This is a genomic window from Pantoea sp. V106_11, assembly GCF_029967885.1.
Classification (GTDB): domain Bacteria; phylum Pseudomonadota; class Gammaproteobacteria; order Enterobacterales; family Enterobacteriaceae; genus Pantoea; species Pantoea ananatis.
Genome location: NZ_JASCAK010000035.1, coordinates 48809 through 70997, shown reverse-complemented (window position 1 = coordinate 70997; position 22189 = coordinate 48809). Strand labels below are relative to the sequence as shown.

At 47.6% G+C, this 22189-nt stretch carries 20 protein-coding genes; 12 read left to right on the top strand and 8 right to left on the bottom strand.

Going from position 1 to position 22189, the window contains the following annotated elements; all coding sequences use genetic code 11:
* The first annotated feature begins 1105 nt into the window (after positions 1-1105).
* The gene (locus QLG08_RS18575) at positions 1106-1411 is read left to right on the top strand and encodes a hypothetical protein (protein ID WP_146108911.1); all 306 of its coding nucleotides are present in this window, start codon (positions 1106-1108) and stop codon (positions 1409-1411) included.
* Positions 1412-2405: 994 nt separating this feature from the next.
* Here QLG08_RS18575 and QLG08_RS18570 read toward each other — a convergent pair.
* The 4 genes from QLG08_RS18570 to QLG08_RS18555 form a co-directional block, all read right to left on the bottom strand.
* Positions 2406-3395 carry a ParB family protein gene (locus tag QLG08_RS18570; RefSeq protein WP_282473131.1) on the bottom strand — a complete coding sequence of 330 codons (990 nt, stop codon included), beginning with the start codon at positions 3393-3395 and terminating at the stop codon, positions 2406-2408.
* Positions 3392-4600, bottom strand: coding sequence for an AAA family ATPase (locus QLG08_RS18565; RefSeq protein WP_047713539.1), 1209 nt, complete (start codon positions 4598-4600; stop codon positions 3392-3394). The genes QLG08_RS18570 and QLG08_RS18565 overlap by 4 nt, the downstream gene beginning before the upstream one ends.
* A gap of 1253 nt (positions 4601-5853) precedes the next feature.
* Entirely contained in the window at positions 5854-6720 is an 867-nt protein-coding gene (locus QLG08_RS18560; protein ID WP_019105437.1) for a RepB family plasmid replication initiator protein, read from the bottom strand.
* Between the two features lie 384 nt (positions 6721-7104).
* Positions 7105-7308: an Hha/YmoA family nucleoid-associated regulatory protein gene (locus QLG08_RS18555; RefSeq protein ID WP_282473130.1), complete on the bottom strand. Its 204-nt coding sequence runs from the start codon at positions 7306-7308 to the stop codon at positions 7105-7107.
* A 187-nt stretch (positions 7309-7495) separates the two neighbouring features.
* Between QLG08_RS18555 and QLG08_RS18550 the strand changes: the two genes are divergently transcribed.
* From QLG08_RS18550 to QLG08_RS18540, 3 genes are all read left to right on the top strand, one after another.
* Positions 7496-7717, top strand: a complete 222-nt coding sequence (locus QLG08_RS18550; RefSeq protein ID WP_282473129.1) for a KTSC domain-containing protein — start codon at positions 7496-7498, stop codon at positions 7715-7717.
* Positions 7718-8204: 487 nt separating this feature from the next.
* The gene (locus QLG08_RS18545) at positions 8205-8723 is read left to right on the top strand and encodes a phospholipase D family protein (RefSeq protein WP_282473128.1); all 519 of its coding nucleotides are present in this window, start codon (positions 8205-8207) and stop codon (positions 8721-8723) included.
* 39 nt (positions 8724-8762) lie between these two features.
* Positions 8763-10067 carry a DUF1173 family protein gene (locus QLG08_RS18540; RefSeq protein WP_282473127.1) on the top strand — a complete coding sequence of 435 codons (1305 nt, stop codon included), beginning with the start codon at positions 8763-8765 and terminating at the stop codon, positions 10065-10067.
* Positions 10068-10231: 164 nt separating this feature from the next.
* Here QLG08_RS18540 and QLG08_RS18535 read toward each other — a convergent pair whose 3' ends face one another.
* The 3 genes from QLG08_RS18535 to QLG08_RS18525 all read right to left on the bottom strand — a co-directional run bounded on the left by QLG08_RS18535 (position 10232) and on the right by QLG08_RS18525 (position 12286).
* A complete protein-coding gene (locus QLG08_RS18535; RefSeq protein ID WP_282473126.1) occupies positions 10232-11140 on the bottom strand; it encodes an abortive phage resistance protein in 909 nt (302 codons plus the stop codon).
* A gap of 246 nt (positions 11141-11386) precedes the next feature.
* The gene (locus QLG08_RS18530; protein ID WP_282473125.1) at positions 11387-12022 is read right to left on the bottom strand and encodes a recombinase family protein; all 636 of its coding nucleotides are present in this window, start codon (positions 12020-12022) and stop codon (positions 11387-11389) included.
* A 21-nt stretch (positions 12023-12043) separates the two neighbouring features.
* Positions 12044-12286 carry a hypothetical protein gene (locus tag QLG08_RS18525; RefSeq protein WP_282473124.1) on the bottom strand — a complete coding sequence of 81 codons (243 nt, stop codon included), beginning with the start codon at positions 12284-12286 and terminating at the stop codon, positions 12044-12046.
* Positions 12287-13199: 913 nt separating this feature from the next.
* On the opposite strand from QLG08_RS18525, the gene QLG08_RS18520 reads away from it, so the two are divergent.
* Genes QLG08_RS18520 through QLG08_RS18510 form a run of 3 tightly spaced genes read left to right on the top strand, consistent with a single transcriptional unit; the run spans position 13200 to position 15860 of the window.
* Positions 13200-14333 (top strand): FAD-dependent oxidoreductase, encoded by a 1134-nt coding sequence (locus QLG08_RS18520; RefSeq protein ID WP_105080076.1) that lies wholly within the window; start codon positions 13200-13202, stop codon positions 14331-14333.
* On the top strand, positions 14333-14950 hold the full coding sequence (locus QLG08_RS18515) for a hypothetical protein (protein WP_233255819.1): 618 nt from the start codon (positions 14333-14335) through the stop codon (positions 14948-14950). The genes QLG08_RS18520 and QLG08_RS18515 overlap by 1 nt, the downstream gene beginning before the upstream one ends.
* A 22-nt stretch (positions 14951-14972) precedes the next feature.
* Positions 14973-15860 (top strand): EamA family transporter, encoded by an 888-nt coding sequence (locus QLG08_RS18510; RefSeq protein WP_105080074.1) that lies wholly within the window; start codon positions 14973-14975, stop codon positions 15858-15860.
* A gap of 161 nt (positions 15861-16021) precedes the next feature.
* Here QLG08_RS18510 and QLG08_RS18505 read toward each other — a convergent pair whose 3' ends face one another.
* Entirely contained in the window at positions 16022-16195 is a 174-nt protein-coding gene (locus QLG08_RS18505; protein ID WP_155683843.1) for a hypothetical protein, read from the bottom strand.
* Between the two features lie 411 nt (positions 16196-16606).
* Here QLG08_RS18505 and QLG08_RS18500 point away from each other — a divergent pair, with 411 nt between their 5' ends.
* From QLG08_RS18500 to QLG08_RS18480, 5 genes are read left to right on the top strand one after another with little or no spacing between them, the layout of a single operon-like run.
* Positions 16607-17716 carry an arginase family protein gene (locus QLG08_RS18500; protein WP_282473123.1) on the top strand — a complete coding sequence of 370 codons (1110 nt, stop codon included), beginning with the start codon at positions 16607-16609 and terminating at the stop codon, positions 17714-17716.
* A 17-nt stretch (positions 17717-17733) separates the two neighbouring features.
* The gene (locus QLG08_RS18495) at positions 17734-18903 is read left to right on the top strand and encodes a cupin domain-containing protein (protein ID WP_282473122.1); all 1170 of its coding nucleotides are present in this window, start codon (positions 17734-17736) and stop codon (positions 18901-18903) included.
* Positions 18900-19829, top strand: a complete 930-nt coding sequence (locus QLG08_RS18490; RefSeq protein ID WP_282473121.1) for a cupin domain-containing protein — start codon at positions 18900-18902, stop codon at positions 19827-19829. The genes QLG08_RS18495 and QLG08_RS18490 overlap by 4 nt, the downstream gene beginning before the upstream one ends.
* Positions 19829-20731 (top strand): hypothetical protein, encoded by a 903-nt coding sequence (locus QLG08_RS18485; RefSeq protein ID WP_282473120.1) that lies wholly within the window; start codon positions 19829-19831, stop codon positions 20729-20731. The genes QLG08_RS18490 and QLG08_RS18485 overlap by 1 nt, the downstream gene beginning before the upstream one ends.
* Complete coding sequence (locus tag QLG08_RS18480; protein WP_282473119.1) at positions 20724-21968, top strand: MFS transporter; 1245 nt, start codon at positions 20724-20726, stop codon at positions 21966-21968. The genes QLG08_RS18485 and QLG08_RS18480 overlap by 8 nt, the downstream gene beginning before the upstream one ends.
* The last annotated feature ends 221 nt before the right edge of the window (positions 21969-22189 follow it).

The following is a 22189-nucleotide window of genomic DNA, read 5'->3' as shown; positions in this document are numbered from 1 at the left end:
GTACCCCAGAAGGTCATTCAGACCCTGATGGGCCACAAGGACGCGAAGTCGACCGAATGGTATACGCGGGTGTTTGCACTGGATGTGACCCGCCAGCTGGGCGTGCGCTTCACCCTGGATGCCGATGAGGCCAGACGGCTGCTGCTGTGTAGATGATCTGCTGCTAGGGGCCGGAACGACCGGAGACCTGGTTACGGTATCAACCCGATATGGCCGCGGACGCGTGGGCCGCCGATATACTGTTTGCTTCTTGTTGACTGCGCTGCCGTTTTTAATACAAACGGCATTAACGTCATCCCGATGCGTGCGGTGATGCTTCTGGAGAACAATCTCATGACGTTTTTTCCGGCTCAGCCTGCCGGCTGTTTCAGTCCGGAGATGAAGAGATATCTGCACTTCAGTGGGTTAAATCAACTCTGCTGTGATAAACCCGCACACCGTAAGTGAGCTTTGCCCGTTTTTCCGGGAGTGTCGCTGTCAGACAAAATACAGGCGCTGTCCGGGACTTTCATGACGGGTGAAACCCTCTGGCAGCGTGGCACGTGTATTGCTCTCCCGGAGGATGTCAAAACTGTGCTGACAGCCATTCCCTGAAGCTAAAAACTTAAATCGTGACAGCCGGCGTCTTTACTTCAGGATCGGCGGTGAGTCCCGAAACCTTTTTAACACAGCCGTTACTGCTGCTGCCGCATAGTGCAGCAGGCAGGGGAAAACTCCAGCATCGTCATGCCGCGGCTCACGCGAAGAGTTAAGCAACATGCTGAATAAGCCTGAGTTTCAGCTGCGTTTATTTTTTTCGAATGTGCGCTGACCTCAGTGTCCGGCAGTTTCAGCTGAGAGTCTGTAATAAGCGATTTTTTTCCCGGCCTCGCGACCGCGAAAACTGCGCGCTTATCCCTGCAACCGCCTCTGGGGGACTGTAAAAGTCATTTATCTCCCCTCCCCGGAAAACGGAAAGCGCCCTTATCTACACTGCCAATAATATCTGTCTGTACGTTCAGAATGAACAGGTCACCCGCGAGGCGCCATGCATAAATAGACGGGGCTTTTGTAAGTGGCTAAAAAAACTTAATCGCCTGCCTGCTCGCAGGATTTTTATGGCCACATGACTGAGTTGAAACGAATACCTTTGATGCCGAATGACAGCCGTCTATCTGCAGCCGGTGCAGGGCGGATTTCGTTTGGTCAGGCACTGCCTGCCTGTGCCGCAGTAGTGAACAGAATGAACCTGGTCCGTGGTATCCGGGCTCGCTTCATGACCCACCTCAGAATCCATTCATATAGAGGCTGGCAGAATTCGGGTCTTCCTAAATTGCAAAAAGGTAATGCAAAAAGATGCGTTTTTTTGACGTCAGGTTTTTATCCCGACAAAAGACCTCTTTCAATACTGGCGCTGTCAGGTAGCCTATGAAGACCCAACCGACTGATGCCTTTCTAGGGACAGCAGGAGAATATGCGTAACCTGACGAGATAATATTCAAACAGGAGGTTTTACATATTTTGTTCGGAGTACGCCTCATGTTCTGCCCATAATTCTCCAGCATCGACATAACTGACACTATCAGCCCTTGCTTTTCTCATCATGGGATTCAGCAGTCAGTCCCGATGACAGTTATTCGTGTCACTGAGAAAAGTGTCACCGATCAGTTCCTGCAATAAACTGCCGCGAGGTGCTCAAGACTGAAACGCCGGGGCGGCTCTGAATCAGGTCAAAAGTCAGGACAATAAGCAACGAACTTTTAACGAACTCATTTTCATATTTGCTCCATTCTTGATAACTGTAATTCTGCCCAGGAGTGTCAGCCTTTCTGTCAGAGCCCCCTAAGAGTGTCAGTATAAGCCCTGCAATATGGCCGGCTCCAGGTCACTGAATGCAGACTGAACTTTCATCAGGGAACGCCTTTGCTGCGCCCTTTCATTAGGGTTCGGATTTCAATGTTTGGAAATGGGCCATGCTCTGTGCTTAAGTTTCTGGCTGAAGGCACCTGAGCTCATTAGTGTGCTCATCAGTCATGATTAATCACCGGCCTGACGTTAACATGAAAAAACTTTAGCGGGGCATGAAAGGCTGGCTTGTACGCCAACCCGGAGAATACATCTCTGGCATTTTGATTCAGTGGGTTTCTCATTAACCGCCGGGTTTGCGCATTATTCTGTAATTCGGATGCGTCGGAACAAGCTTAAAATCCAGATTTACTCGTGACTTTACTTTTTGCCGCATCTACTGTTACTGAAAAAAAACCGATCGCAAGCCGGCAAGCATCATAAAAAACCATGGGAATTTCAGGCTGAAATTATTTTACTTTATCTATTAAAATCAATAGTTTATATATGATTTCCGAGGGGTAAAAATAATTTTTCAAATACTGAAATCTGTTCACTGAGGTTCCGGCAGCAGGGCCCGTTCACCGGTCGTTCACGGATTTAATCACCATGCGGTCAATGACGCTTCGAACGGCGGCATCAAGCTCAGCCTGACAGGCTGCAGTAAGACGCGAGAATTCATACGTCACAAGACGTTTATCAGCATCGGTTTTTTTTCGGGCGAACTGCTTTTTATCCGTAAACTCGGCCAGCTTCTCTGTTACGATTCTTTTGCTGCCCGCAGTTTTGCGGGGTCCTTCGCTTTCGGCACGAAAAAAGCTGATTATACGGTTCTTATAAGCGGGTTCGGCAATGTCATGAGATGCATCTTCTTCTATCCGGCTGCGAACGCAACTGACTAAGGCGTCAGAGGTGATCTGTCTTGCCCTTGCTTTATCCGTCACCTCCAGCAGCGCCCGGTAATCACTGATGGAAAGTTCGCTGACAGAGGGGAATACCGCGATGATCTCATCTGGCACGGCGGCAGCCTGAAAAGCCCGGGTTACCTTGGCGGCAGACAGCCCTTCTGCAGAAGCTATCTCTGACTGATTCATGTCTTCCGGATACATGAGTCTGAGGCGTTTTCCGAGTTCACGCAACGTATGCTCTTTTGCTGTCTGAATGTCCACGGCCAGTTGTCTGGCATCAGAGAGAGACAAGGCATCACGAGTCACCAGCACCTCAAATGCGGTCCCGTTGTAAATGCAGGCGGCACGACGTCGTGAACCATCCAGTATCTCAGTTCGACCGCCGACCTCCCGTCCGATGGCAGGGAAGAACTGCTGAAGCCGGATAGTACGGGAGATGTCACTGACCGATTCGCGCGTCAGAAACGCCTGGTCACGGCCATTGACCGCGGCATCAACGAACGTCTGCGTTTCGATTTCGTCATACAGTATCTTGGTCAGGACAAACCGGGCCTGAGCACCGGATTTGAGGGTAAACACCCGCTCGCTGTCTGACTCGTTCATCATTTTTGAAAAACTGGAATTACCCAGCTGCCGGCCCAGTTTGACCATTTCCTTTTTCATTTCACACCTCTGATGAATTCAATCCTTTTAAACACGGCCTGAGTGAAACGCTCCGCCTCACGCTTCGCTTTCTTGAGCGCCTCGGCGCTTCCTGGATAGGAACTGGGATCGGCACTCACAATGGTGTCGAAGCTTTCGCCGCAGCGTTCAAATCCGTCAAGCCTGGGCAATGTTGCATCAAGAATGTAAGAAGTAAAAACATCACGGGCAAGGCCGTGTGTCATTTCGTGATCCCGCTTCGAGGTCATTTTCGACATGAAGCCAATATTTCCCTTTATCCGCGGCGTGATGCCCTCTTCCTCAAGCTGCTCAATCATCTCAGGCAGCCGCGTGAGGTACTTGAGGGTAGAGTGAAAATCGACCTGTGCGGGCGGTGTGGGCGTGAGCAGGAGGTCACTCGCGGCGAGTGCATTCAACATAAAGGCATCGAGGTGAGGACCCGTATCAATAAAGATAAAGTCGTAATCAGAACCGACACGATCAATAATCGTCCGGCGTAATACTTCAGAGGGAAGCCTGTCAGGCAAATGCTCTCTTACAAGCTCATTCCACTGACTTGCGATAAAACCATCGTCAATAGACGCAGGAATAACATCAACACCGGGGATAATCGTGGGTTTAATGATGTCCTCTCTGAGCTGGCCAGCATCCAGATCGTTAAGCATTGCCTGTGCAGCTGTTTCCATTATGGAACCAATGCTGTTTTCCTGGCTGAGAAACATGGTACTGGAGGCCTGAGGATCGAGATCAACAACCAGAATACGAAGATCGTGCTGAAGAAGATCCTGATGAACCCGAAGGCCATGCGCCAGGGTTACTGTACTTACGGTTTTCGATACCCCGCCTTTCAGGTTCACAACAAAAATAACAAAAGGCCCTTCCCCCGCGTGCACATCACGATATTTAGGCACTTTACGGTGAGCATAGATATCGACAACGTCCTGGATGGTTAGCGCATAATGCCGGGTGTTACCTGCATCTTTTTTGCCAAAAACGTGTCCCTGTGATTCCATTTCTTCAATGGCTTGCTCAACGGCACGGCGGCTGAGTCTGGGAAGATTAGCCACGGAATTGCGCGTGAACGTCTGATAGTACTGATCAAGGCCAAACTCATTCCTTCTGACTGAAATATCGTCGCTCATGCTGCGCAGCATCGCGCTCGCTCTGCGGGCCGTCTCGTCCACGCCACCGTAATGACTTTTCATTTAACCGTTCCGTTGTCAATTTTGAAACTGATTGTACATCTGAAAAAGGTCAGATCAACTTATTTCGTTAAATCATAAAAATCTTGTACAAGCGAAAAATATGCTAACTGTCAGTTTTCTTCAGTCTGTCAGTCAAAAGTCATCCAGTTAAAGAAAAAATTGAAAAAAGTTTTATCCGTTGGTTGCAAACTGACAAGTATCTTCCCTTGGCAAATCATTATTTATGTATATGATTTTATTGATATTAAACTTTATCTTTCAGATTGAAATTCCCTTATGTCTTGTCTGAAAAAATCAGGGAAGCGGTAAGCTATGTCACTCATGGGGCCTGGATTCACAGGATTGAAGTCATGTTCATTACATCACCTGTAATGAAGACCAAAATGATGTTTCAGACACAAAACACAGTGCAGATGCCTGATGAATGTGTGTAAGAGGTATTCTGCGGCTGTAATTCTGATTCAAAACTCGAGGTGTCTTCTAATACTTATTAGCTGTTTTCGTTGATGTTTCCGATAAAGATGTGTGCTGAAGGGACAGTTTATTCCCTCCCTGGAACATGTGTGCCAGAGGGATAATGGACAAGTCATGAACAAATGTGTGTGCAGGCGGGTAAACTGTTCCGTATACATGAGCAACCAGAATGACCGGCATTCTTTCTTTAACGGGCACAGCGACAGCCCTGGACGTCAAATCTTTGGCCGGCCGTACGATTTCTCAACCCAACGCCCGGATATGTGTGCTGGCGGGTTGGTTCCGCTCTCTCCGCCACGTTAAGCGACTGCAAATTCGACGAATGTGAGCCTGAAAGTATGTGTGCTGATGGGGAATAAAGGAAGTAATCAAAAGCCAGGTGTGTGCTGCCGGGTTCAGAACGCACAAACGTGTGTGCTGGCGGGTGTAAGTGACGTATTGAGAAGTAATTATGTGTGCTGGCAAGTGCCTGACATGTTATCTACACGTGGATATGTGTGCTGGCGGGCTGTGCACATACATGCAGGTTGCCCTGCAGACAGATAAAGATGAAACAACCGGTATTTCTGTGTGCACTGGCGGGTAATAATTCTGCGTTTAGGGCACGAAAATGTGCGCTGGCGGGTAATCTCCCACATGACTAAACGAACATGTGTGCTGGCAGGTGCTCACTCTACGTAGAGGAATGAATATGTGTGCTGGCGGGTTCACCGGCCGCGATGTATCTTCAGAGCCTGACAATGCTGTGACGAACACCTGTCTGTCCCAACAGCACACACTCAGATGTCGGAAGGTTTCAGCTTGGGGTTACGTTTATGAATGATAACAAAGTTTTCACGGGCTTTACGGACAAGCGAAAATTCCAGATAGCCGATATTCTGTAACTGTTCAAGTGCCTTTTTGATCGTTCGGTTTTGTTCACTGACAGAACTGCTGAGAGAAAGGCGCTCTCGCAGTCTTGAGAAGCTGACTGGAATAGGATTGGCAGGCAGACTTTCAATAAAAGTATAGATCGCCTGGGCGGCTTCCTTCTTAGGAAGAGCTTTAATGGCATGGTGCTGCAAAAGGACTCTGTAATCTAACTGGAACAGCTCCCATAGTTTTTCATCAGCCTCCAGCTGAACAATATCTCTCTCAGCATCAAAATAACCCGTCTTCAGAAGGCCTGTCTGATAACTTCCCCTCGCATCACTTCCGCGCTTGAAAGAGATTGATTTGTTACGTAGTTTGCCTAAAGATTCGTGGATGGTAAGCCGGAGACGTGCGTCAATTCGTTTAGCAGAAAATCCACATCCTTTTGCAAACTCAGTGAACTTCAGTTCGATTTTGTTCGATGCCAGACCATACTTGCTGAAAGCATAAATGACCCCAATCCAGACCTTGAAATCACTGTCCATATTGAGTCTTGGCCCGGAAATGTTGATGTGATCATAGCCTTCAGCACGGGCTATCTCTAACTGTGAGAATAATTCAGATGCATCCACAACGTTGTTTTCGCCCTGAGACTTCGTGGGTTTGGGGACAAAAACACCAAGGCGCATGAGTGCTACAGGCTGAACGGTGTTGTTGGAATTAACTGTGAGTTGTTTGTCTTTACTGACCATGTCACTGTAGAGTGCATCACCGATAAATGACTCATCTTTCATATAATTATCTCAATTAGTAGTCACAGGATCTTACTGTGCGTAAAGATCACCTTAATCCCAACAGCACACACATTACATCCCAACAGCACACATTACCAGCCCGCCAGCACACATGTTCGTCCCGCCAGCACACATGTATATCCCACCAGCACACATCTGAAATCGGCTCGAAGTCAGTCACCACAAGGCCTGTGAGATACAGGGATCTGTTTGGAGCTATAAGGATCTTACTGGAATATTTATTGGATCGAGCCTGTGCACATGTGGATAAATGATCGTCTCTACTAACGCGCCTTCGGCTTGTTCAACGAAAATCGCACACGCAAAAGATTTGCGAATGCGATTTCCGTTATCGGTTAAATCGCTCAGAATCTTTGAATTACTTCAGTTTACTAATCTCCAGACATCAGCCGGTACGCGGTCAAACAACTTGTCCACTGTCAGTTCGGCTTTACGGTGATCGTATGCAGAGGTCATCGCATAGTCTTCTTTTGGATCGCCTTCGTACTTCAGATGTTCGTACACGGTCTCCAGCGTGTCGATCGAACGGCAACGCCTGAATTTCATCAACCAGTCTGTTTTTGTCATACTTTGCCTTAAAAAAGTGAGCGCTCATGACAAGGGATTTGCCATAAACAAAAAGAAATTTGCTGAGTGAAGTAACTGCAACGTTTAAAATGATCCGTAACGTAGACAAACCAGAACAGGCCTGAGTTTTAGAGTTCTGCGAGCGCTTGTTAAATACCGGACATGACAGGAGGGAATCCGCCGTAAAATGAAACCGCATTCTATTGATTCTTCGATTTTCAGTCTTGTGCGTTACGATGCAACCAGTGGCCTTCTCGAACCGGAGTACATTAACGGAAGCAGTCGCCGCTGGCTGGGCGTTCCGGTCAGAGTTTACCACACCTTCTGCAGGGCCAGAGATCCGGATGCCTGTTTCCGGAGCTGTATCGACGGACACTACACTTCTCTTCGCGGGAAGCTGACTTTCTGAGAGGGATTCAGGTTCACTTTTTCCGCTCAGTTCAGCCATCATTCTCGCATAATCTTCGTAGTGAGTTTCTGCCTCTGACCTTACACGGCTGAACGAATGTGAGAACCGGTGCTGGTAGCCACAGCGTTTATCTCGTGCGGCCTGCATCAGCGTCTGCTGGACCCACAACCAGAAAGCACGTCCTTTTTCTGAGGGCACCGGATATCCGGCCTTTTTCATGATCTTGCGCGCAACACTTTCGCTCCAGCCATTTATCAGCGACAGCGCACCATTAATATCACCACGTGAAGTCAGTAAATTAATTTCATGAAACTGATTCATTATTTTTCCTCCGTCCTTTATAAAAAAATTATCGGAGGGTAAACTGATTTCTTAAGTAGACAGTTGTTATAAGTTATTAAAAAACGTTAATACTGAAAAATATCTGATTAGTTATTGATCGGGGTAAATAAGTTATTAAACCGCAATGAAACTGAGGTTATAAAGAATGAGAAACCTGAGGGCTTACTGTCTTTTTTTATTTACAGTTCCTTTTTTCACATATTCAGGATCTGACCTGCAGGCGGGTTTTTCACCGGGAGGTACTGCTCAGGAACTCATCATCAACTTTATTCGTTCAGCTACGGGTTCTGCTGACGTGGCTGCGTACGAATTTACCAGTGAGCCTGTGGCAGAGGCTTTTGTGCAGCTCTCGCGCCGCGGTGTCCCTGTAAGATTAGTGGCCGACGAAAAGAAAAGTCACGACCGCTGGTCACTGGTTAATACGCTGGCCTGTTCAGGTATCCAGGTCAGAACAGATTCGCAGTACAGTATTATGCATAACAAATTTATCGTGACAGGAAATAACGGCGTGCAGACGGGCTCTTTTAATTACACCTCGTCGGCGGAAAAGCGTAATGCCGAAAATGCGCTGGTTATCAGAGACAGTTTGCCAGTGAGTAAGCAGTATCAGGATGAATTTAACCGGCTCTGGGCGGAATCATCGCCTGTACAGTGCAGCCGTTAATAAAAATATAATTAATATTTTCGGTAAGGTGGGCTGTATATGACCAAGAAAAAAGTGTATCCGGTTTACTTCACCGGTCAGCGTGGCCAGCACGAGGCGTCAGAAGCTTTCCAGCAGAACGCAACGCCTGTCTGGCAGCGCTGGCTGAAGCATGCCCGCGACAACAAAAAGACCACGGTGGTCACCTGCAGCTGCCTGCCGGCAGAGACCGACCCCGTAAAACGCCGCCTGAAGGTGCATTATTCTGAGGAGACTGAACGCTGCTGGCTCTCTTCATATGCCTTTACAGGTAACGAACACAAGCCGGACTGTCGGTTTTATTCGGTGTGGTCAGACGAACGGCAGGCTGAGATTTATCAGGGCGATGCGGTCCGCTCGGCTTCGGACGGCACCATCGTGGTCAGGTTGCCTACCGGCCTGCAGAAAAAGGCAGCGTCAGAGTCAAAACCGGCTGAAGACGTGTCTGGTGATGAACCGGTTAAGCGTAAGCGCCGGCCCTCGATGCGCCTGCTGGGGCTGCTTCACCTGCTGTGGGAACAGTCCGGCATCAACGTCTGGCACCCTGCTTTCGACAAAAAGAAACGCACGCCCGGCTGGGTGAGCTGGCGTCTGCAGCAGACGGCGGGCCGGATACGCGTCGGCCGCGTGCCACTGGAGGAGTCGCTGCTGCTCATGGCCATGAAGGGCACGCCGCAGGTCATTTCAAACCGGGAACACATGAGAGTAGCCGAAAAGAACCAACGGCGGCTCATTGTGGTATCAGTGCTGGCCAGCTGGAATGAGGCTGCTGAAGCACGGCTGCAGACCACGCTCCCGCTGGGGCTGTTTTTCGGCTTCCCTGACCTGGTGCTGCCGGAGGATGTGCGCCTGCGCCTGGAGAAGAGCTTTGGCCGCGAGCTGGGCGACTGGCGCCGGGGAATGAAAGTCGTGGTCATTGCGGAAACGGAACCGCCTGAAACGACGTTCAGGCACACAGACGGGCGCAACCGGCCGTCCAGCTGCAGCACCGTCATCGACGTGGCGCTGATGACGGTCAGCCCCCGCTTTATTCCGCTGGATTCGGGCTATGAGGGCGCTGTCGAAGAAAAGCTGTGGCAGGAAAAACGTGCCTTTATCAGGCCGCTGCGCTACGACGGTGAGGAAGACGTGTTTCCGGACTTTGTGCTGAAGGACGTTCCCGGCGTGGATGCGCTGCCTATGGAAGTCTTCGGCATGAACACGCCGGAGTACCAGTTGCGCATGCAGCATAAGACGGCTTATTACAATGCGGAATACGGTCAGGGCTACTGGTGGTACTGGAACGCCATCGACATATCTGAAGTACCCGCTTTGCCTTCTAAGTAAGGCCCGCCTTAAGGCGGACACTTTATGGGGCGGCCTGTCATATAAAAAATGAGAGTAATGGTGGAGGCTAGAAAAGTGGTTTAATGTTCTTACCTTTGCCTGAGTATTTATAGACAGGAATTACCCTCAAAATGTTTTTTTATAAAAATTGACTTAAAATAAGTTTAAACCGGAATTCCGAAATAACAGCAAATTGCATTAGTAAGAACAGCAGGAGCAGTCGCGCCAGCGATTTTTACCGCACCTGTAAAAGCCTTACCGGTGATTTTTCCAATCCATGATCCAAAACCTTTTTCAACATCTTCTTTTGAAGTAAGTTTAGGTGACTGCTCAACAAGTTTTTTCAGTTCAGCAAGATCATTATCATCAATACCGTGACTCTTAAGCTCACGCTCCAGGGATGCAATGTCACCAACTGAGATAGAGTTTTGCTGATTAATGTTACCAGTATTACCCGCTACGATTGCGCCAGCATTGTTTACAGGGGCATGAAAGTTGTTCGTATTGTTATTTGTGATTGTCATTGGTGCTGCATCCTTTTCTTTTTGGGAAAATAATAAACCATCCCCCATGATTCCTTGTCTTTCTAATTCCAGTGACCAAGAGAGAACTTTATTCCTTACTATTGTAACTATATGTTTTAGTTTGTTTTTACTGAAGAACCAACAAACCTCATTAGGGATGTTATCCGAACCGAATAACATGTTTACCTTTTTAGGTGGCATAGTGAGACGCATCATACCATCATTTGATTCGCCTTTACTTATTGATGATATTGATTCATAAATTTTAAACTCAGTAACCATCTCTATGATTTCTGGCGGTACATTACTGAAATCAACAGCATACCAGCCATGAAATGGATTGAGTGCCTTGACTATTCCTTGACCTTTCCGATATGGGGGAATATTGTTACCTGCCGGATAGCCTTCAATTTCATATTCTATCCATTCACTAAGGTCATTCAAGTTTAGCTTAACAGCTATCATCTTAGCTTTTAATAAAACTGCGACAATATCTGAGGATGGGTCTCCAGCCAAGGCCTGCAATTCTAAAACTGGTGAGTCACTCATACGCCTCCTGATTTTATCTCGCCATATTATTATGAAAAGTCACTTTAGATACCATAGTCAGAAGAAAAAGCATTTACAATTCTTCTGGCAATATTTCTTTTTTCCGTAAAATCCTTGGCCTGTTTACGTCAAAAATATGGCCCATCCAAAAAATCATTTACTCTTTAGAACTGCTGTTTTCAGAGGTTTTTTTGCTTGCTGCTTTTATAGTCATGCAGATTAACCTCACATATATAGCCAATGCATTTACTCCTGAACGTCAGTTTTCATGTTCGTCTTATAGATAGACCATATCCGTTTCACTTGACTGATGCTGCAGCCTGCTAGGGTGGCGGTCCGGTTTATTGTCATACCGGATTCACGAAGCGCAATAATGCGCTCGTGCGTTTTATCGTCTGGCCTTCGCCCTTTGTACTTACCCGACGCCTTTGCCAGCTCAACGCCCTGCCGCTGTTTTTCCCTTAGGGTTTCGTAGTCGTCACGCGCCGTCTGCAGGGCGACCTTAAGCAGCATTTCCTGGACGGACTCAAGCACGATTCTGGCCACGCCGTCCTGACTTATGGCCAGCTCCGACAAATCCACTATGCCGGGGATGGCCAGCTTTGCTCCCTTAGCCTTAATCGAGCCGATCAGCTGCTCGGCCTCATTAAGGGGAAGACGGCTGATGCGGTCAATCTTTTCAGCCACAACCACCTCCCCGGGCTGCAGGTCGGCAATCATGCGCTGGAGTTCAGGTCGGTCTGCCCTGGCACCTGAAGCCTTCTCTTTATAGACGCCGGCGACATAGAATCCCCTGCCCCGAGCATCCTCAATAATGCTGTTCTGCCGCGTCAGTTCCTGTTCATCCGTACTGACCCGAAGATAGATACGTGCAATCTGCATGGGTTTAGCGGTCCTGTCCTCTTAACTTAAATAATCCCTGAGCGCTTTGCGGCCGCCATTGTCTTCAGGCATGACGCTCACGATGCGCCGCAGCGCGGCTTTGTGTAAAGGCGTACTGTTCACGAGCACCATCAGCCGCCGCTGTGACTCCGTCGCCGAACGGCTGGCTGATGAGTATTTACGTGTTCCTAAAAGACGGTCCCATAAGCTAATGTTCATCAGGCGGTTTGTCAGAACATACATGGCTGTAAGCGCCTGACGCACCTCAGTCTCCTCTTCGGGTAATTCACCCTCTGCACAGTAGTCTCCGGGGGGACTGAGATAAGTTTCATCCAGTGGATGGTTAACTAAAAGGCTGAAGGGTTTGACTGCGACCTCCGGGAATGTTTTCAGTACGGGCAAACGATGTTAACTGAGGAAGTGAAATTCCATGCATGTCGTCTCCCTGACAGCTATGTCACCGCATATCCTGATTTCAACGTAAGCGTCCGGGCTGAGAAAAGCGATTTTTTCAGCGTGTTTGATCTCAGTCGTGTAGATCCGCAACCATCCAGGCTCTCCTGAAAGCAAAATCCCATGCAGCATCAGGTTAACGTCGTCGATCGTGGCTACACGAACAGCGCGTTCTACTCTTCCAGAAAAGTTCTCATTATTGTCACCATCATGTATAACCACTTTTTAATTAAGGTCTTTTATGGGCATTTTGAGTATACCTTTAATGGCCTTTTTTTTATCAAAGCTGTATCTGAAATCCTGCTGGCGATGAAATTAAAGAGGTTTGACGGACTGAAAATCTGCACAAGCTTCATTTAGCTTCCGCTTTCAGGGTTGACATCACTTTTATGGTTTTTCTGGCGCTCATATTTCCAGAAAATGAATTATTTCAATTTATTTGGTCTTGAGATGTTAGGCTCTGTAAGCATGTTGATCTGAGGTTATGAGTTAACTCAGTCTGAAATTTTATTTTTTTGTTAGTGTTTCATTGTTATTTAATTTTAATGAAATTTTAATTTCAATGTGTGTCTTGTTATTTTTCATTGTAATCATGAGGTTGGTTTTTTTTAGTTTGCTTGCTAATTTCTGAAAGTGATGTTTTATGAAAGTCTGTTAAAAATTAAATAGAAAAATAACAATATGTTCATAAAAATAGCGCTTCACCAAAAAAGGATAAAATAAAATGAACAGTTACGATGTTGTTCTTATCGGCGGGGGTATTGCCGGACTGATGTCTGCCTATAAGCTCTGTAATATTGGCCTATCTGTGGCGCTGGTTGAAAACAAACCTGTGTTCGCAGCTGGCCCGTCCACACGCAATGAAGGCTGGCTCCATAAGGGGACTTATCACGCGACCTCGATTAAAAACAGGCAGGAGGCTGTGCAGGTGGCTAAGCGATGTATTTATGGACACGAATACATACGTGAGTTTGCCCCGGAAGCCCTGGAGGATATTGACAAGCGGCCTCTCGCGTTATTAAAGGATGAATCGCGAGCGGATGAGGTTATTTCCCGCTGGAATGAAGCCGGCGTGTCCTTTACCCCACTCACGTTGTCAAAAGCGCGCAGCCTGGTTCCTGAAGCCGATTTTACTGAGACGAAAGCTATTTTTGCGGTCGACGACGTCAGCCTGAACACCCGCTTACTCTACAGAAAGCTGATCAGTGCTGCTCAGAAAGCAGGATGCGTATTCTACCTGGGGCATGAGATTACCGCGATCGAGGGCCAGACACTTCACCTCGAAAGCCTCTCGGGTGACAAAGCCGCAATAGCTGGTCAGCGCATCGTTTACTCTTCCGGTACCGGGGCCAGGGATTTATTTACCAGACATCATGACCTCGCCATTCCTATCAGGTACTGGAAAAGTCATCTCATCATCACACCAAGGCTCTGTGCAGAAGGCGTTTTTTATCTGGACCCGCATCAGGCTGCGATGATGCATCACGGCGACCACAGCATTGTGGGTTTCAATGAAGACGCTTTACTGTCGCCATGTGCCGATTATGAGGTGATTCATGAAAGAGCAGAAAATATTAAAAGGGGCATCGCTTCAATATTTCCCGGCTGGGACAGTCGGAATTCAGTAAGTATAGCCTGCGTCAAAGTGGATCTGCAGACATCCCTGAACTGCAACCGTTCACTCAACGTTGCCATCGCAGAGCCGGTGCCAGGCCATATACTCGCCTTACCCGGAAAAATGACGGAAGCCCCGTTTTTAACTGACAAGCTGGTCGCCTATCTTCATGACGCAATAGATAACGCTTCTGTTGCTATGCGTCCCTGTGATGAGTTCCGTGTGCTGGAGAAAATTGCGTGATGGACATTACTATTTTTAACCGTATGAGAAAAGACAGTGGATTTCTGACGCTCGACGAACTCGGTGGATTGTGTGAAGCCGGGAATATTATTTACGATCCCTTCTCGACACTTATATACAAGGACATAAAAATCGGGAAGGGAAACATTTTCTTCCCTAACGTAATTCTTGCTGGCAAAAACGGAAACACCCTTGAGATAGGAGATTCCAACACCTTCTACAGCAATACATCGATCGATGCCTCGGCCGGACCGGTTTTCATTGGGTCAGAAAACCAGTTTGGTGAAGGTGGCTTCACCGTTAAGGCTAACAGAACCGGTGCCGTTGTAAAAATAGGTAACCACGGCCGTTATCTGGGGGGCGCGTCAGTTTTTGGCGTCTCCGACCTACAGTCCGGAAGCCAGATTCTGGGGCAGATTACCGTTGACAGCTGCACACTCGAAAGCGGCGGTGGCTGGCATGAGCCATCACCTGATGAAAGAGCCGGGCTGCTGAAGGGATTTGGTACAGCCCGAAACCTTAACATACCCCGAGGCCGCGTCATCAACGGCGCCGGACGCTTTGAAGAGAGCGGAATTGAACTGCAGTCAGTTTATCACCCAGTGAAAAAGGCCTGACAGGCTGAAGGACCGATCGAACATGTGGATTTATTACGGTGTTTCAGCCGGCGTTATTCTGGGTTTTTATGATTTCTGGACTAAAAAGGCCATGTCAGGTAATGGTCTGTTTCAGGTGGTTTTCTACAGTTCTTTTTTTGGAGCTCTGCTGTGGCTGCCCGTATTTTTGCCTCAGGTACAGGCGTTGAGCCCGCAGCTGAAAATAGGTCCTGTTCGTTTTACAGAGCAGTGGCCTATTCTGGTAAAGAGTCTGATGATGACCCTGTCTTGGGTTTTCGCTTATTTCTCTGTAAGAGAGTTGCCGATGTCCTTTTCAGGTTCCGTCAGGGCCTCAGGGCCGTTATGGACGCTTGCGGGCGGCAGCGTGGTTTTCGGCGAGTTCCTGTCCCCCCTGCAGTTCACAGCGGTACTCGTTTCCGTGCTCTGTTATTACGGGTTATCACAGACAGGCAAAAAGGAAGGGATCAACACGCTACGCAGTCTCCCCGTGGCCATGATGCTTCTTGCAACCATACTTTCCTCATTAACAACCGTTTTTGACAAATATATCGTTCATAATCTCGATATATCGGCTTATACCATTCAGGCTTATTCTTCACTTTACCGGTTTATCTTCGCTGCAGCGTTTCTCTTTGCGTTTATCCGGCTTGGGCGGAGCAACCTGCGTTGCATGTGGAGTCTGTACATTCCCCTGGTTGGTTTTTCATGGGTTATTGCGGAACTCATCTATTTTTTTGCAATCACAGACCCCGATGCTAATGTGACATATCTTTCGGTATTCAGGAGAATGAGCCTTGTGGTGGGGTTCATTCTGTCCGCATTATTCATCGGAGAGAAGAACTTCCGGAGAAAACTGGTTATCATCTCTCTTATTGTGATGTCTACCCTGTTACTGATAGTGAAAATTTAAAACTGTACAAAGAATCTTGTCACATCCAGGAGGAGCAATTTTTCCGGGTGCTGTAAGTGTATTTTCCTGAGCGGGTATCAGTAATGGTAATTTTCTGAACTCAGCCAGCAAAGCCCTGTTAATCAGCAAAGGAGCAGCCTGTCGGCTGCTCCTCTTTTTCATCAGTGACCAGTATCGCGGCGATCACGTCCTAATCCACCACCACCGATGTCGATGTGATTGTTACTGTCTTTTTTTACTTCCACAATGACATCATCGTGGCTGAAAGCTGACAGCTCAGCCGCGATCTTATCCAGATTATCTTTTTGTGACTCACCATATTTATTCAAGGACATACATACCTCCAATATTTAAAGTTGGTCAAACTGCCAGCAACGCCTGGCAGAAGAATTCTTGTATTGGGCCTGAATGAAAGTCAACTCATAAAGCTATGAAAAAAACTTATTTAAAAGCGTAAACAAAGTGCGCAAGGATAAATTTCTTTTATCTTCAGTTGAATAGTAAAAAATGCAGTTTTAAAAAAAATTTTCCTTTTATTATTAATAATAAAACTAATTTAACCTGAACAAAATTGATAGGTTTAAACTATTAAGTTGGGATGGTTATGTTTTTTTTAGATGTAATTTAATAAGATAATCATGAGGTTATTGGTTATTTTTTTTGAGAAAAGTTGAATCGTCTGGAAAAGGATATTGAAATTACCTGAATATGAGGTAATTATTTTTTATCCATGGCGGGGGTGAAATATGCATGAAGATGATATTGTTATTAACAGAAATACGGTTATCAACGAAGAAGGTGACAAGGTTGAGCTCACGCTTAATGAAAGAAGAGTCAGTGTGACGGTCAGTGGTAAGCTGTATCAGCTTTTAAGAAAAATAACAGAACAGGACATAAACTTTAAAGACCTGCTTTCGACAGACAATGCGCATCTTAAAGAAATTACTTCACTTCTGTACTTTAACGATATATTAATCTCCCGGAAGGACGATGAGTTACTAAAAGACGGCATTTTGTATAACCCTGCGCGAATACAAAAGGTGGCATTATCCATACCTGACACCCCGCAGGATCAGTGGTGCTTTTTTGGTGCCCCGGCAGATTTTGCATTAGACCCCCCCAGATCGCCGGCGCATGGCCCTTACATTTACCGTAAATTAGGACGCAACCACGCTGAAATGAGGGATGTTGGCGACATCGCTTATAGTACAACTGATAATATATACAGCTTCGGGGAGAAAATTCAGCATGTTGTCGCCAAAATCAGAGCGAAAAACAATAAAGCTATGATGTTCGGTGGCGATCACTCGCTGACTTATTTTTCCGTGGCAGAAACCGCGCGGTTTATCCCTGAACTCGTGCTGATACAACTGGATGCGCATTCCGATATCAATACCAGCACGGATAAGTCAAACGCGCCTCTTTACCATGCAAATTTTGTTTCAAAACTCATTGCTGATAACGCAATCAGGTCAGTGATACAGATTGGTGTCAGAGAGAAAACAATCAGATATTCAATGGATTATCTTCAATCTTCATCCATTAATCAGTTCAGTGCAGTAATGAGCACCGGCGATAAAATAAAGCTTGCGTCGTTAATCGAGGGGAAAAATGTCTATATAAGTTTTGATGCAGACGTGATGGATCCTGATGTTTTTCCGCACGTCACGACGCCGCTGGATGAGGGGATGAACGAGGAAAATATAACGGATGTTCTGAGCCTGATTAAGAATTCATGCCTTTCCGTCGTGGGTGCCGATATCATGGAGTTCACCTGTGGTTTTGATAAAAAAGGAAATCCGTTTAACCATGAAATGCCCTTGCTGGATAAAATAATTTCTCTCATTATCAGCTGATAGATCAGGAGGTAAAGATGTGTGTAAGCATGTTAACCGGTCACCTGACAGAATTCAATATCAATGAATTCTACCATCAGGCAGGAGTTCTGACGGATCCTGGCGCGCTGCTTGCCGATATAGAGCATATTATCCGTAAAAGAAGGAGTATTTCAGAAAGCCTGCTCAATGCCCGTGTGTTTATTAATAATGGCACCCGTGATGACTTTGGTTACAGTGTGTCGAATCATCCCCCTCGCGAAGACGAGCACCTCAGTGAATGGCTTGAGCGAATAACCGGCGCCTCCAGTTTTTGTGCCGTTATTAACGGGCTTAACGGATGGTCCGACTCTCTGGCACAGAAAATTAACCGGGATTTCAATAAAGAATGGGTTGAGAAATACGGTATTCCGAGCCAGGGGATTGATGTTTACAGCTTCATGGGGCGATACAGCCTGACACCATTTGGTATTCACAAAGATCAGGAGCATACGTTTCTTTATCACCTCGGCCCCGGAATCAAAAAAGCATGGGTGTGGGATCCGGCCATAAAAGACATTGCGCCGGTGGTGAAGTCTGACTCCTTTAATCTGAAGGAAACCCTCTCATGGGCGACGGAGGTCACTCTGCGTCCGGGGGATGCGCTGTTTATTCCTCAGAACTGGTATCATGTTCTGGAAAATCCCGAATTTTCCGTCACGCTGGGTATTGCTCCTTATGAAATGAAACGATCACAATTACTGACGTCTTTTTTGTCAGATTTCCTGGCTGTCCATGATACCGAGGATCCTTATATCACTCTGCCTCTGAGGGCCGAAGCTGACGTTAACGATATTATTACAGCCGTTATCCCTCCTGACTCTGCAAAAAACAGCCTCGGTGATATTGCACACAAAGGTCTGGCCCGGCTGATAAACCGGCTCAAAAGTAACAGTTATTTCAAATATACTTCACCCGCCCGAATGACCGTTAACAGGCCTTATCAATATCATGGTGACATCGTCTTCGGTGAAACGGAAGGCAGCTCAACGCGGATATACCTCCGTGGAAAAGATTTTTTAGTCAGAAATGAAGTGGCGGACAAGCTGTTTGATCTTAAAAATGAGATGGCCAGATCTGGTTTCAGCTTTGAATTCCGTGATACTGACGCGGAAGGTGTTTTCAATAAGGTTATCACGCAACTGATCCGCACCGGAGTGCTGGTATGATTACCTTTCCGATGAATGAGCTGACGGCTCTGCTGACAGACACTGAACCTTTTAAAAAGGACTACGTATTGTCAGAGGGAAATGCCTCCTTCTCTGAGGCTTTATTTAATTACTCACTTCACTATCTTTTTCGCGGGATCCGTCATCCTGAAAAAGACATCAAATTGCTCTGCTGCGGCGATGTCTACTATCCTGCCAGTGAGACGTGTACTGACGGAATACTGGGATTTTACACTATGGCCCTTATGCTGCTTCGTAAGCGGACCATCGTATTCAACCACCTCGAGAAAAGGATGCCGGAATACTTTTCTCTGTACACTTATCTGGCTGATAAAAAAGGGATCCTTTCACACTACAATATTTACTGGTCGCCCGCTGGCAGCACCGGTGCCGGTGCCCACACTGATGACCATGATGTGGTCATCGTGCAGCTCGCGGGTAAGAAAAAATGGAGGTTTGAACACGAAGACATCACGCTAAAAGCAGGCGATATTCTCTTCGTCCGTAAAGGGACGCTTCATGACCCGGTTACGGAAGACGGACACCAGTCGCTGCACCTGACGGTGGGGCTCGTTTACGGGGTGTCATCTTTCCCTGCTTTCCCCGAACCCGCGTCTGCAGGAGATCACCCTGGCGATGTCTCAGCGGTGACATTTTTCCGGAGTATGGGCAATCTGCTCGGGGGGGCTGAACCGGTACTGCATACGGGGCAGGATGTTTTATTGGATGAGGAGGATTCTTACATCCGGTTCATTTACAGGGAAAATGTCCTTGAATTAACGAAAGAAGTCTTTCATCACATCTTTGAACGCCGGAGCCTCACCAGTTTCTCTGCACGCCCCGGAGCTGACAGAAAAGACGTCATCAACCTCATTCTTTCTTTCTATAAAACAGGCATCCCCGTGGAAATAAAAGGAACAAGTTAATGCTTGATTACATGGTTGAGCAGTTCAGCAGGCTGCCTGTTGACTCCGGGTTACTCAGAAACGGCATGAAAGACTATATTGATGAACAGCTGCTCTGGTGTGAGGACAGCAATTTTTCATCAAACTTTCCTTTCCGGGAGACCGGCCTGCCTCAGGATTTTTTTCTTCAGAAAATCGTTTCCTGCGACGGTAATGACTACCTCACCGGTCCACGATACAGAGGCGGCGATTTGAAGAAGCCGTTCATTGATCTGGTCGCCAGCTCTGCTCCTCTGACCCGGCGGGCAATGGCCTCAATACTGGACGTATGGCATCCCATGGGCGCCTGTTCAGTTCGCGTTCTCCGGCCCGTGTCTGAGGACACGCGTGGTTGTGCCGATCAGTTTTTCTATGTCGGCGAAAGCATGCATGAAAGCAATGAAGCGGTTATCAGCGGCCAGACTGTCTGCATTGAGCGGGCCTGCCCACAGTCAGCTGAGTGGTGCTTTCAGGCTCTGGAACTGGCCTATGCAGGGACGTATTCCCGCTATCCTTTCCTGAAGGATAAGGTGTTTCCCGCAGATGAAGAAGACATTCGCGACGCCATTAAGGATGGAAACCTGTTCATCATAGTTTATGAAGGGGCGCATGCCGGTTTTATCATCTGTGAGAACGGACGCAGGGCGTTTATATCAGGACTGTGGATCACCGAAGAGATCGTTATTCCGCGCTTTCGCGGAAAGCACGTTGCGGGTTCTGCACAACAGGCCTTACTTTCTTTTCTCAGCACGCCCCGCACACCGGCATCGCTGTGGGGAACCATTGAAAGCAGTAACCATCCTTCAATACGCGCCGCTGAGCGTGCCGGGAGAAAGCGGGTGATGGAGTATGCTTTTCTGGATAGGGAAGATGTGCATGATTAAGAGCTTCCGGCAGCTTACGCTGTGTCTTTTCATACTCTTGTCCACACTCGGTTTCTGCCTTTATCTGGGTTTTTTTTCCTTTTATCTGGTTAAAATCAAAACCGACCCCCTTTTTATTTCAGTACTGATTGGTTCAACTGCGCTGTCCAGCCTGGCGTGGGGGCCTCTGGCCGGGCGGCTCATCGACAGGAGCCGTCACCGGTTCTTCTGGCTGATGACTGCGCAGGCGTGTTGTGGCTTTCTGGTTTTCGCTTTCGGAAACCAGTCGCATTTCAGTCTCGTAGTCACACCTGTGCTGGTTATATCCCTTTCCCTCACCGTAAATTTTGCGACGATTATCGTTAATCAGTATCTGCTGCCTGAACTTCACAGGGATTATGAAACGAGTGTGGCTGTGGCGTCATATATCAGCGGGATCGCCGTTTTCGTCACCGGACTGGTGCTTGCCGCCCTTTATGACCGCTATTCACCCCCCCTGTTTTTCAGTGTGGCCGCCGGCTGTTTCCTCCTTTCGGCCCTTACTCTTCTTCCCCTGATCCGCGGTAAGAGCTGCGCCGGTCCGGATGAGGCTGTCCCTGAGACGGATAAAAGAGACTTCTCCGGGATCTATCGTCAGACTTTCCGGTGCCTGAAACGAAACTGGTTTCTTGCGCTGGCTATGTGCGTGATGGCGTTTACGGAGACGTCGTTTAATACCAATTTTGACGTGATTGCATTTTCACTAGGTACCACACCTTTCGCTGCTGTTTTTATTCTGGGCGCGATCAGCGGCGTTCTTGACAGCCTGGCTTCGTGGTTTTATCCCCGCTCGGTGGGGAAAACTACGGTTAACTTCCGGTGGCGTTTTTTTCTGTGCACCTTTTTAGTTATTTTTTCGGGAGCGGTCTTACTTACTTTCTGGGACTACGACAAAAAGCCGTGGTTTCTTCCCTCTCTTGCCCTCTGTCTTGAACTCACGGGAGTATGGTGGTCAATTTTTATTGCCGGTCAGGTCAGGGCTGCAAGTCATGAAGGTGAATATGGCCAGACCATGGCCGCATTCCGCGTTCCGCGTTCAGTGGTGACATTCTTCGGGATGACCACTATAGGTACAGCGTTGCAGTCCGGTGAAATTGCCTGGGTTTTATCTGCTGATACCGTCCTGCTTTTTCTTCTGTTTGCCCTTAATATTTATCTTTACTTGAAAAAAAATGCAGCCCGTTGCGAAATGGAGAATTCCGCTGCGCCGGTGGATTAAAGCCGGGATGGCCCTGCACCGGGATTACCGGGCCTTTACTCTGTGCAGAGTCCGTCAACGAGTTGACAGGGAGAATTCATTGAGCACAGGAGTACTGATTCTTTTCTGCCGGGATTGGTGTTATCGGTGTGCAATATCACGGGCGGTTTTCGTATGTAAAAGCTCTACCCCCGGTCTAACTTTCCCCTGAATCATCTAAAACGCATCAGGCCGTTCATCGG

What these genes read in the sequence shown, in the direction of transcription:
- QLG08_RS18575 (WP_146108911.1), top strand. Translation starts at nt 1,106, where the DNA reads ATGACTGAGTTGAAACGAATACCTTTGATGCCGAATGACAGCCGTCTA.
- QLG08_RS18570 (WP_282473131.1), bottom strand. Translation starts at nt 3,395, where the DNA reads ATGAAAAAGGAAATGGTCAAACTGGGCCGGCAGCTGGGTAATTCCAGT.
- QLG08_RS18565 (WP_047713539.1), bottom strand. Translation starts at nt 4,600, where the DNA reads ATGAAAAGTCATTACGGTGGCGTGGACGAGACGGCCCGCAGAGCGAGC.
- QLG08_RS18560 (WP_019105437.1), bottom strand. Translation starts at nt 6,720, where the DNA reads ATGAAAGATGAGTCATTTATCGGTGATGCACTCTACAGTGACATGGTC.
- QLG08_RS18555 (WP_282473130.1), bottom strand. Translation starts at nt 7,308, where the DNA reads ATGACAAAAACAGACTGGTTGATGAAATTCAGGCGTTGCCGTTCGATC.
- QLG08_RS18550 (WP_282473129.1), top strand. Translation starts at nt 7,496, where the DNA reads ATGAAACCGCATTCTATTGATTCTTCGATTTTCAGTCTTGTGCGTTAC.
- QLG08_RS18545 (WP_282473128.1), top strand. Translation starts at nt 8,205, where the DNA reads ATGAGAAACCTGAGGGCTTACTGTCTTTTTTTATTTACAGTTCCTTTT.
- QLG08_RS18540 (WP_282473127.1), top strand. Translation starts at nt 8,763, where the DNA reads ATGACCAAGAAAAAAGTGTATCCGGTTTACTTCACCGGTCAGCGTGGC.
- QLG08_RS18535 (WP_282473126.1), bottom strand. Translation starts at nt 11,140, where the DNA reads ATGAGTGACTCACCAGTTTTAGAATTGCAGGCCTTGGCTGGAGACCCA.
- QLG08_RS18530 (WP_282473125.1), bottom strand. Translation starts at nt 12,022, where the DNA reads ATGCAGATTGCACGTATCTATCTTCGGGTCAGTACGGATGAACAGGAA.
- QLG08_RS18520 (WP_105080076.1), top strand. Translation starts at nt 13,200, where the DNA reads ATGAACAGTTACGATGTTGTTCTTATCGGCGGGGGTATTGCCGGACTG.
- QLG08_RS18515 (WP_233255819.1), top strand. Translation starts at nt 14,333, where the DNA reads ATGGACATTACTATTTTTAACCGTATGAGAAAAGACAGTGGATTTCTG.
- QLG08_RS18510 (WP_105080074.1), top strand. Translation starts at nt 14,973, where the DNA reads ATGTGGATTTATTACGGTGTTTCAGCCGGCGTTATTCTGGGTTTTTAT.
- QLG08_RS18505 (WP_155683843.1), bottom strand. Translation starts at nt 16,195, where the DNA reads ATGTCCTTGAATAAATATGGTGAGTCACAAAAAGATAATCTGGATAAG.
- QLG08_RS18500 (WP_282473123.1), top strand. Translation starts at nt 16,607, where the DNA reads ATGCATGAAGATGATATTGTTATTAACAGAAATACGGTTATCAACGAA.
- QLG08_RS18495 (WP_282473122.1), top strand. Translation starts at nt 17,734, where the DNA reads ATGTGTGTAAGCATGTTAACCGGTCACCTGACAGAATTCAATATCAAT.
- QLG08_RS18490 (WP_282473121.1), top strand. Translation starts at nt 18,900, where the DNA reads ATGATTACCTTTCCGATGAATGAGCTGACGGCTCTGCTGACAGACACT.
- QLG08_RS18485 (WP_282473120.1), top strand. Translation starts at nt 19,829, where the DNA reads ATGCTTGATTACATGGTTGAGCAGTTCAGCAGGCTGCCTGTTGACTCC.
- QLG08_RS18480 (WP_282473119.1), top strand. Translation starts at nt 20,724, where the DNA reads ATGATTAAGAGCTTCCGGCAGCTTACGCTGTGTCTTTTCATACTCTTG.